16 protein-coding genes are annotated in these 9672 nt (G+C 41.7%); 10 read left to right on the top strand and 6 right to left on the bottom strand.

Going from position 1 to position 9672, the window contains the following annotated elements:
- A partial coding sequence (locus ACRC32_RS02340; RefSeq protein WP_438552472.1) for a ferredoxin-thioredoxin reductase variable chain occupies positions 1 to 116 on the bottom strand: 116 nt, incomplete at its 3' end.
- A gap of 131 nt (positions 117 to 247) precedes the next feature.
- On the opposite strand from ACRC32_RS02340, the gene ACRC32_RS02335 reads away from it, so the two are divergent.
- The 3 genes from ACRC32_RS02335 (at position 248) to ACRC32_RS02325 (ending at position 1982) form a co-directional block, all read left to right on the top strand.
- Positions 248 to 469, top strand: a complete 222-nt coding sequence (locus ACRC32_RS02335) for a hypothetical protein (protein ID WP_438552470.1) — start codon at positions 248 to 250, stop codon at positions 467 to 469.
- A gap of 41 nt (positions 470 to 510) precedes the next feature.
- A complete protein-coding gene (locus ACRC32_RS02330) occupies positions 511 to 945 on the top strand; it encodes an NfeD family protein (protein WP_438552469.1) in 435 nt (144 codons plus the stop codon).
- An 89-nt stretch (positions 946 to 1034) separates the two neighbouring features.
- Entirely contained in the window at positions 1035 to 1982 is a 948-nt protein-coding gene (locus ACRC32_RS02325; protein ID WP_438552468.1) for an SPFH domain-containing protein, read from the top strand.
- 61 nt (positions 1983 to 2043) lie between these two features.
- Here the strand turns inward: ACRC32_RS02325 and ACRC32_RS02320 are convergent, their stop codons facing one another.
- Positions 2044 to 2451 (bottom strand): Fur family transcriptional regulator, encoded by a 408-nt coding sequence (locus tag ACRC32_RS02320; RefSeq protein ID WP_039715188.1) that lies wholly within the window; start codon positions 2449 to 2451, stop codon positions 2044 to 2046.
- 143 nt (positions 2452 to 2594) lie between these two features.
- Here ACRC32_RS02320 and purS point away from each other — a divergent pair, with 143 nt between their 5' ends.
- The 4 genes from purS (at position 2595) to ACRC32_RS02300 (ending at position 4006) form a co-directional block, all read left to right on the top strand.
- Positions 2595 to 2876 carry a phosphoribosylformylglycinamidine synthase subunit PurS gene (gene purS / locus ACRC32_RS02315; RefSeq protein WP_317105966.1) on the top strand — a complete coding sequence of 94 codons (282 nt, stop codon included), beginning with the start codon at positions 2595 to 2597 and terminating at the stop codon, positions 2874 to 2876.
- Complete coding sequence (gene purQ, locus ACRC32_RS02310; protein ID WP_438552467.1) at positions 2873 to 3547, top strand: phosphoribosylformylglycinamidine synthase subunit PurQ; 675 nt, start codon at positions 2873 to 2875, stop codon at positions 3545 to 3547. The genes purS and purQ overlap by 4 nt, the downstream gene beginning before the upstream one ends.
- 61 nt (positions 3548 to 3608) lie before the next feature.
- Positions 3609 to 3824 (top strand): type II toxin-antitoxin system HicB family antitoxin, encoded by a 216-nt coding sequence (locus ACRC32_RS02305; RefSeq protein WP_438552466.1) that lies wholly within the window; start codon positions 3609 to 3611, stop codon positions 3822 to 3824.
- Positions 3821 to 4006 carry a type II toxin-antitoxin system HicA family toxin gene (locus ACRC32_RS02300; RefSeq protein ID WP_438552465.1) on the top strand — a complete coding sequence of 62 codons (186 nt, stop codon included), beginning with the start codon at positions 3821 to 3823 and terminating at the stop codon, positions 4004 to 4006. The genes ACRC32_RS02305 and ACRC32_RS02300 overlap by 4 nt, the downstream gene beginning before the upstream one ends.
- Before the next feature lie 5 nt (positions 4007 to 4011).
- Here the strand turns inward: ACRC32_RS02300 and ACRC32_RS02295 are convergent, their stop codons facing one another.
- A complete protein-coding gene (locus ACRC32_RS02295) occupies positions 4012 to 4500 on the bottom strand; it encodes a DUF2141 domain-containing protein (RefSeq protein ID WP_438552471.1) in 489 nt (162 codons plus the stop codon).
- A gap of 98 nt (positions 4501 to 4598) precedes the next feature.
- Between ACRC32_RS02295 and ACRC32_RS02290 the strand changes: the two genes are divergently transcribed.
- Positions 4599 to 5237, top strand: coding sequence for a hypothetical protein (locus ACRC32_RS02290; RefSeq protein WP_438552464.1), 639 nt, complete (start codon positions 4599 to 4601; stop codon positions 5235 to 5237).
- Positions 5238 to 5324: 87 nt separating this feature from the next.
- On the opposite strand, the gene ACRC32_RS02285 is transcribed toward ACRC32_RS02290, so the two are convergent.
- From ACRC32_RS02285 to ACRC32_RS02275, 3 genes are all read right to left on the bottom strand, one after another.
- Entirely contained in the window at positions 5325 to 5531 is a 207-nt protein-coding gene (locus tag ACRC32_RS02285; RefSeq protein WP_438552463.1) for a hypothetical protein, read from the bottom strand.
- A gap of 78 nt (positions 5532 to 5609) precedes the next feature.
- Positions 5610 to 6245, bottom strand: coding sequence for an ImmA/IrrE family metallo-endopeptidase (locus ACRC32_RS02280; protein ID WP_438552462.1), 636 nt, complete (start codon positions 6243 to 6245; stop codon positions 5610 to 5612).
- Positions 6246 to 6256: 11 nt separating this feature from the next.
- Positions 6257 to 6604 (bottom strand): helix-turn-helix domain-containing protein, encoded by a 348-nt coding sequence (locus ACRC32_RS02275; RefSeq protein ID WP_438552461.1) that lies wholly within the window; start codon positions 6602 to 6604, stop codon positions 6257 to 6259.
- 143 nt (positions 6605 to 6747) lie between these two features.
- Here ACRC32_RS02275 and ACRC32_RS02270 point away from each other — a divergent pair, with 143 nt between their 5' ends.
- Entirely contained in the window at positions 6748 to 7566 is an 819-nt protein-coding gene (locus tag ACRC32_RS02270; RefSeq protein ID WP_438552460.1) for a PD-(D/E)XK nuclease family protein, read from the top strand.
- Positions 7563 to 9672 (top strand): Piwi domain-containing protein (locus ACRC32_RS02265; protein ID WP_438552459.1); only part of this gene is annotated, 2110 nt, incomplete at its 3' end. The genes ACRC32_RS02270 and ACRC32_RS02265, both read left to right, overlap by 4 nt.

Below are 9672 nucleotides of genomic sequence, written 5' to 3'. Positions count from 1 at the left end.
ACAATACCCAGCACATCTCCTTCCAAACCTTTAATGTCAAAGGGTTGGTTGCGGTGTTCTGGGTGATGGTATACGATAACGGATTCTTTAACACGAACGCGATCGCCAACTTTCATAACCTTTGAACCTAGTGTTTCCTCTCCACAGACTTGCACCACTGCTCGTCCTCTGTATCAGCGCTTACTTGTCACAATCTTTTATCTTTGCATAAGATCGTCCCCTAAGTTTCAGTTGTCAGTTATCAGTTATGAGGGAGCAGGGAGCAGGGAGCAGGGAGCAGGGAGCAGGGAACAGGGAACAGTTGACAATTGTTTTTTTCCCCACACTCCCCACACTCCCCACACCCTACACCCTACACCCCACACCCTACACCCCACACCCTACACCCCACACCCTATTTACTAGCCACCAGCCACTAGCAACTCTCCCGACTCCCGACTTACGACTTCTAAGTGACGATGAGGAGTAGAAAAGAGTAAAACTTAAGATAGACAGCGCAAAATGTAAAAAATGTCAATTAATCTTGTCTGGCTGTGGTTGCTTATCGGTATCGCTCTGTGTGCGATCGAACTCGTGCTACCTACAGCCTTTGTAAGCTTCACAATGGGAGTTAGTGCCGTTGTCGTTGCCATAGCAGTGCCAATTTTGCCTCATCTAGGCTTGCAAGTCGTCGTATGGCTTGCCTTATCCACGGCTTGTGTCTTGCTGTCGCGACGCTTAATCTCAGTGCCTCAGCGACACTCTAAAATTCGAGATGCTACAGTAGCGGAGACTTTGACCGAAATTACTGCGGGTAAAGAGGGACGGGTGTTGTATGAAGGGAATTCTTGGCGGGCAAAATGTGCTGACGAAAAGCTCAGCATACTTCCACAACAAAAAGTTTATGTCGTCAGTCGAGAGGGAACTACGTTGATCGTGATGCCAGAAAATTTATTAAGAGGATAGAGAAAATTGAGAATCGATCGCTCCCCTACTCCCTGCTCCCTGCTCCCTGCTCCCTGCTCCCTGCTCCCTAATAACTGATAACTGATGTTATGGAACAATTATTTTTACTTATAGTACTAGCATTGGGTGGTGGTTCTACCCTAGCTAGCTCCGTCAAAATCATCAATCAAGGCAATGAAGCTTTGGTAGAGAGATTTGGTAGTTACCATAAAAAACTGCAACCAGGGCTAAATATTGTCGTTCCCGTTCTCGATCGCATTGTCTTTCGCGAAACAATTCGGGAAAAAGTTTTAGATATTCCACCGCAAAAATGCATCACCCGCGACAACGTGGGAATTGAAGTCGATGCTGTGGTTTACTGGCGCATTGTCGATATGGAAAAAGCTTGGTACAAGGTAGAAAATCTCCAGTCGGCAATGGTGAATTTGGTGCTGACGCAAATTCGGGCGGAAATGGGACAACTGGAGTTGGATCAAACCTTTACTGCGCGAACGCAAATCAACGAAATTTTGCTACAGGATTTAGACATCGCTACCGATCCTTGGGGCGTGAAAGTGACGCGAGTGGAATTGCGCGATATTATTCCTTCCAAAGCGGTGCAAGAGTCGATGGAACTGCAAATGGCAGCAGAACGCCGCAAACGAGCCTCAATTTTGACTTCTGAAGGCGATCGCGAATCGGCAGTTAATAGTGCCAAAGGAAAAGCGGAAGCGCAGGTACTCGAAGCTGAAGCCCAACAAAAAGCCACAATTCTGCAAGCCGAGGCGCAACAGAAGACGATTATCATGCAGGCGCAAGCCGAACGCCAACAACAAGTTTTGCAGGCACAAGCTACCTCGGAAGCACTGCAAATTATTGCCAAAATTCTGCAAACAGAACCGCACGCTGCCGAAGCTTTACAATTTTTAATCGCCCAACACTATTTAGACATGGGCAAGCAAATCGGTAGCAGCGACAGCAGCAAAGTTATGTTCATGGACCCCCGCAGCATTCCTGGGACGATCGAGGGTATGCGTTCTATGATCGGTGACCAGTGAAGAATGGGGTGTGGGGTGTGGGGTGTGGAGAATTTTGAATTGTCTTGCTCCCTCAACCTCCTCAGCTCTCTTGCAATGCCTCAGCCTGACACCGATCGCACAAGCCGAAAAACTCTAGGGTGTGGTAGAAAATTTTGAATTTGTGCGATTTATTCAGCTGGGTTTCTAATTCGTGGACGGGACATTGATGGATCGGAATTGATTTGCCACATTGCAGGCAAGTCAAGTGATGTTTATCTTGCTGGACGCAACTGTAGAGGGACTCGCCAGAGGCTAGCGTTCTGACTTGCACGACTCCTTCTAGTTTCAATGCTTCTAAAGCGCGATAAACTGTAGCTAGACCGATGCTTTGATTGCGATTGCGAAGTTCTACGTAAATATCTTGGGCAGATATAGACTTATTTGAGTTTTTTAGTAAATGCAGGATTCGTTCTTGACTGCGAGTACGTTCAGCTTTCTCGGCTTTCATAGACAGTATCTGAGTTTGATGACTGAAGAGACGATCGCACTTCTCTTGCTTTCTAAACTAGCTCAAAGCGAATACTGTTTATTCCGTCAAGCTGTCTCCAGAAGGAGTTATTATAGCCTTTGTGGGATTGGGAATCAAGTCAAGTGTTACGAAAGTATTTAGCTCGCATATATGTCACCCTGCGACCCTCTGTCCTCGACCCAGCAGGAACAGCCGTCCAGTCTGGTTTGAGTCATATGGGTTACGATAACGTGGAACATGTCAGAATTGGCAAGTATATCGAGTTGCAACTGACGGCAGTAGATGAAAAAACAGCCACAGAACAGCTGAATCGGATGTGCGATCGCCTCCTGGCTAATCCGACGATTGAAAATTATCGCTTCGATTTAAAAGAAGTTGCTGTAGAGATGGGAGCATCGACGTGAAGTTCGGAATTGTGGTTTTTCCTGGCTCGAATTGCGATCGCGATGTTGCCTACGTGACTCGCGACATCCTCAAGCAGCCAACACGCATGGTTTGGCACGAAGACACCGATTTAACGGATCTCGATGTTGTTGTCGTACCTGGAGGTTTCAGCTACGGTGATTATCTGCGTTGTGGTGCGATCGCCAAGTTTTCTCCCGTGATGCAGCAAGCGATCGCTCACGCCCAACAAGGTAAATTCGTGTTGGGAATTTGCAATGGATTTCAGATTTTGACTGAAGCGGGTTTGTTACCTGGTGCTTTAGTCCGAAACCGCGATTTACATTTCATTTGCGATCGCGTGGAATTAAAAGTAGAGCGTACCGATTTACCCTGGACGCAAGCCTATTCAGAAGGAGAAGTTATCAATATTCCGATTGCGCACGGAGAAGGGCGATTCTATGCCGATAAACAAACTTTAGAGGAAATTGAGGCAAATAATCAAGTCCTATTTCGCTATGCCGGCGACAATCCTAACGGCTCTGTTAATAACATTGCTGGAATTTGTAACCGTCAAGGCAACGTCTTAGGCATGATGCCGCATCCCGAACGTGCTTCCGACCCAATTTTAGGCGGAACGGATGGTTTGAAATTGTTTCAGGGATTGTTAGAACGAGTAGCTGCTATTGTATAGCCGCTCGATCGCTAAATTATTCAGCTATTGTTGATTTTTTTGACAGTCAGCAGAGAAGTCTATGCACAATGAATTTACTGCAATTATCGAGCCAGATGAAAACTGGTTTGTAGGATACTGCTTAGAGATTCCTGGTGCTAACGGTCAAGGTCACACAATTGAAGAGTGTAAAAAAAGTTTAGCCGAAGCTATCAGTTTGATTTTAGTAGATCGCAGAGAAGATGCTTTAGAAGGTGTATCTAAGAATGCTATTCGTGAAGTCATTACAGTAGAATGAAATGCGGAGACTTACTAAGACATCTTCAGCAATATGGCTGCTATCTGAAACGAGAAGGAGCTGCTCATTCCTTATGGCATAATCCTCAAACTGGACAAGTAGAAGCATTACCAAGACATACAGAAATACCAAATCGATTGCCAAAAAAAATTTGTTGTGGCTTGTCTGTTCCTGAAATTTAAACGTCTTAATCTAGATAGAGCAACTGAACCTGCACGTTTGTATTTGGACCAGCAATTAAAACAGCTGCATCGTTAAATTTAGGTGCGGCTGTACGAATTTCTGGATTTCTCGAAAATCCATATCCTTCAATTGGCATTCCTATATCGTTCCGATTGAGCGTTCCATCTCCATTAGTATCGTGAATGATGGCAACAGCGTAATTTCCAGCTTTGAGATTCCTAAAATTCACTGTTAGGGGAACAGCAGTAATCTTATTACACTGACGCTGTACGACATTTTTTCTATTATTGGGAAAACCTTGACTGCTGGCAAATAAACTGACGCAAGCTTGCCCTTTACGATTTCTAAAACCGTTAATTTCTACAGTTAAATTCCCAGATAAATTATTATTAGCATTTGCTCTAATCTTAGAAACATCGAGCGCAATTCCAAAAACTGATAATAACAGACAAGCTTTCAATATTTGAGCCTTCTGGTAAAATTTTCTCTTCATCTGCGATCGCCTAAGTTTAATATTTTTCATAAATATTGATATAATTCATTAAATGGCAGAAAATCATATTCAAGCTAATAGAGCTGAGCTTAAAATATATGATAGGCGAACTCTCCACAACTGTACCCGATTATCATGAGATCCTGTCAAAAGTAGCGATCGCGGCTCAAAAAGGAAATCGCGATGCCGAAGGCGGAACGCTAAGTCGCGACCATCGCCCTGCTGCTAAAGTAGTTGTTAGCGCCCTATTACAAGCCGAAAGAGCAGCCAAACAGCAACGCTTAGTATACCCCCTCGAATCTCTCCTGGGTGATTGGCGGCTTTACTTTACAGCACCACGTAACGCCAAATTACAAAATGGTGTGGCTCAAGGAAATGGCTTTTACATTCCTCAAATTGCGCCAGCGCAGATTTCCTTTCATGCAAAGGAACGGCTAGAAATTAACAATCAAATTCAATTTGGTTCCTTACTATTCAAACTTACTGGTCCAGCGCGGTATTTAAGTAAGAAAAATTTACTTGCCTTTGACTTCACCCAAATGCAACTGTGTTTATTTAATCGTACAGTTTATCAGGGCAAGTTTAATAGTGGTAAAAGCTCGGGAAATTTTGAGGAAAAGCCTATTTCTAAACTACCCTTTTTTGCCTTTTTCTTAATTACTGAGGATTGTATTGCCGCTCGCGGTCGTGGTGGTGGATTAGCAATTTGGGTTAAACAAATTACGGAGAACAAATAGCAATTTACGAAATAATTGTTTTCAGGTCAAGTACAAATCCAGGCAAAACATCTTCTCCTGACAAAGTTGTAGGATTTTCTACTATTTCTACATCCTGGCTTGAATTTGAAATGATAACTCAATATTGCGATTACTTGTTTCCCCTCCAGTTAGCGAGATAATCGAGATCTTTCCGTTAGCTGTACGCTCAAAATGCAAATCGCTGTTGAGCTGACACAACAGGAAGAATTGCTCGTCCGTCAATTCCATGTGTAGCTTGAGGGGAGAAGGTAAAGCAAGTACAGTCTCATTCATAAACTACTGACAGCGTGAGTATATTCTTTAATTTAGTATAAGCAAGAGTAGGTTCATTTTATAACAAATGTAAATAAATTAAGATACAGTTCTACCAGGATAAATTTGCTTGGAATCCTTGGGAATATAAATCAAACCAAGTACCTGTAGGCGATATGTCAAATGAGAGATTGTGACACCAAGCTCATCTTTCATAGCGTAAAGATGTCTCCACTTAGTTAAATCGCGTCCCCGTTTTACATCTTCTATTTTAAATAAAGGCATTAATAAACAACTAGCAAAATACTGTGCTTGTCGTTCAATTCCTTGTTGTGTGTTAACACTACGGCAGAGAAAAGGCTCGACATTGGTTTCAACACCAGAATCTTGCAGTTCTACAAATTTAGAAATTGCATTTTGGTCAATGTGCAGTTCCCAATGTCCAATTTCGTGAGCAATTGAAGATTCTTCAAACCCCCTAGGCAGATTTAAGCTACTTTCATTCATGATAATTTTACGTTCTGTAGGTAAAATCATAGCCGCGATCGCACCTTGCTCATCAGGTGCTATTTCGCCGCAATCCATGTCTAAACCAAGAGATTCAGCTAAGTGTCCCGCATCAAGCGGAAATTTTAGCGGACGCTTACGCTTTGCTTGCACGCGCTGAAGTACATCCATGGCTCGATGCTCGATTTCATCTTTGGACATGGACTGATAGGGTTTGATAACCTTCAATTTGATTTCTCCTAATCTCGGTTTGTTGTATCTCTCAATAGTTTCTGAGCAAATTCAGGTTCGTCTCGCATTCGGCGTAACAAGACAGGCATTTGCTTGTACTTTCTAACCAGTTCCTCAAAAACTTTTGTATCGTCTGGTGTAATGCGACCAGCTAGATGTCTCAGTTCTTCTTCTTGCAAGTCTAAATGCAGAGATAATTTACGAATGACATCTTCACTGGGGGGATAGCCAGCATGGTCGTTTTCTAGTTTTGATAAGTAAGTGTAATCTACCCCAATTAACTTAGCTAACTCGCGCTGACTAAATTCTTTGACTTTGCGGGATTGACGAATAACTTTGCCAAAAGTTTGACTCATTTTTTTCTTCCCCTACATGTATATCTTGACAGAGTTGATTAAATTGGTCAATATGGTCATATTAAACAATTTCTTTAAGTATACAGCATTTTACATATCTAAAACCTGCGTATTCTGTTAGTTACAACATGAGGAATTAAGCTATGCCAAAAACTTGGGAGTTTGCTAGTTATAATTTGCTATCTCTGTTTTCTCCAGCAGTCGGTTTAGAGCATCTACACTGCGATATGAAAAGGGGATTCACTAAGGCAAAAAAGCGAGAACCTCAAGTTGCAGAACTCTTGCAAAGAGATAATACACATCAACGAATTGGCATTTTGGCACAGAAGGGAGTTTATGAATTTCATCAAGACTCTTTAAGTTTGTGTAAACAAGATGCTGTCAAACAAATAGCAGAAGTTTTAAACTTGACTCAAGAAATAGAAACAGTTCAGACAAAAGTTATTCAAATTCTAGATAATTATTATAGTAATCCTTTTCTGGTCGGTAAGAAAGTTATTAAACTCAGTCGAGGTGACGAGGGTTTTCCAGAACCGATTTCGATCCAGCAAGGAAATTACGCATTTAACTTATATGCCGCAATGGACTGTGTTTTGCAAGAAGAAGATGGAACACTGCATATAGTAGACTTTAAAACTGGAAAATCTGATTTCGATCGCCGACAGGCATATATTTATTTACTAGCTGCTAGCTACATCTACCCAAAACAAAAAGCTGTTGCTTCATTTTATAACTTGGAAAACTGCAAGCAGTCAGATCGAATTACTGCATCACCTAATATACTCAGATCGTTTCAGATAGAACTATCATCTATCTCTCAACGACATCAAAAAGATTTATATCGCTATCGTAGTCACTCTCATGATTTCAATCGAATTTTTCCACCAAATCCAGGCATAAGCTGCCGTTATTGTGCTTTTAACTCTATTTGTAAATTTGCTATTACTAAGACTGCTGCATGATTAATGTTATTCAAGAATCTCGTCAAGTTGTATCAAATCCCACTTTTTTAAGTGAGATTTCACTTCTAGAAATTACTCCGAAAAATTTTCTTTGTTTTCGGTTATCTCCAGAGATCGATCGAAAAGTTGGTAATAGCTTTAGTTGGCGATTCAGTCAAAAATTTCCTGATGCAGTTGTTATTTGGCATAATAAATTTTTTTGGGTTCTAGCCAAACCCGCTCGAACAATGCCAAGTCAAGAACAATGGCGAGAGAAACTTCTAGAAATTTGTGAAGACTTAAAAAAAGATATTGGCGATCGCTCTTATTCAATCCAATGGGTACGCCAGCCACAGATTTCACCTGAGATTCTTTCACAGTTAGCAGTGAGAGTATTAAAAATAAATTGCCGTTTTTCATCTCCAGTTGTAGTATCAGTAAACCAAGTAGAAGTCGAACGAGAAATAAAATTTTGGGCGGAAACTGTTGAAATTCGAGAGTTGCTTCAGCCAGCCTTAACGATTACCGTCCATAGTAGTTTCGTCTACCAAGGTAATCTAGAAGAATTTTACAATAATCATCCCTATCGGCAGAATCCAGAACAACTATTAGTTGGCTTAAAAGTGCGAGATATTGAGCATAATAGTTTTGCAACCATCACTGACATTGTAGGTACTATTGCCGAGCATAAACAAAAATTGCTAGAGGATGCAACTGGCGCTATTAGTAAACAAGCATTGGAAGCAGCACCGGAAGATCAACCAGTTGTTGCCGTACAGTTTGGTAAAAATCGACAACCTTTTTACTATGCAATGGCAGCTTTACTTCCTTGCGTAACGGCGGAAACTGCTAAAAAATTTGATGTAGACTACGGCAAGTTGCTATCTGCAACTAAAATTCCTTATGTAGAACGAAAAGAACTCTTAGCTTCATACAAGCAAGAAGCTGAAAAAACTTTAGCGGCTTATGGATTTCAACTGAAGCTGAGTGTAAATAGTCGTAGGTATCCTGAATTATTCTTTTTTCCATCAGCTAAGCTATCAGAAACAAAACTGGTGTTTGGAAAAAATCAGACTGGAGTTCAAGGTCAAATTTTATCCGGTTTGTCTAGAGGTGGCGTGTATCGCCGTCATGAAGATTTTAGCGATCCGTCAAGACCAATTCGCCTTGCTGCATTGAAGCTTTGCGATTATTCAAGTCCTCTGCTTAAAGAAGTGCGGCAAAGACTCAAACGTTATGGTTTTGAAAGCCTGCTTCCTAGTGAGAATAAAAAGGCTTTATCCATAGACAATTTATCAGGAGTTGAAGCTAGAGCTAAAGCTGAGGAAGCCATCGATGAATTGATGGTAAATCACCCCGATGTAGTTTTGACATTTTTACCAACTAGCGATCGCCATAGCGACGATACAGAAGGAGGTAGCCTGTATTCTTGGATTTACTCGCGCTTGCTCAGACGCGGAATTGCCAGTCAAGTTATTTACGAAGATACCTTGAACAGCGTTCAAACTCAACATCTATTGAATCAGGTTATTCCAGGCATTCTAGCTAAGCTAGGTAACTTGCCTTTTGTGTTAGCTGAACCATTAACAATTGCCGATTATTTCATCGGCTTGGATATTTCCAGAGGTGCAAAGAAAAAAGGTTCTGGAACTATGAATGCTTGCGCTAGCGTGCGTCTCTATGGCAGACAAGGAGAATTTATTCGCTATCGACTAGAAGATGCTTTGATTGAAGGGGAAGAAATTCCCCAAAGAATTTTAGAAAGCTTTCTTCCCGCAGCTCAACTGAGAAGTAAAATCGTACTAATTTACCGCGATGGACGCTTTTGCGGTGATGAAGTGCAACATTTAACAGAACGAGCCAAAGCAATTGGTTCTGAGTTTATCCTAGTTGAGTGCTACAAGTCTGGTATTCCTCGGCTGTACAACTGGGAAGAAGAAGTTATTAAAGCACCAACGCCAGGATTAGCACTGCGCTTATCGGCGCGGGAAGTTATTTTAGTCACGACAGAACTGAATTCGGCGAAAATGGGTTTACCCCTACCTCTACGCTTGAGAATTCACGAGCAAGGACATCAAGTATCGTTAGAAAGTTTAGTAGAAGCAACTTTAAAGCTCACCTTACTGC

This window comes from Chroococcidiopsis sp., assembly GCF_051657925.1.
GTDB lineage: Bacteria > Cyanobacteriota > Cyanobacteriia > Cyanobacteriales > Chroococcidiopsidaceae > Chroococcidiopsis.
Note: the sequence above shows the minus strand (reverse complement) of the source record. Positions and strands in the feature narration are given on the sequence as shown.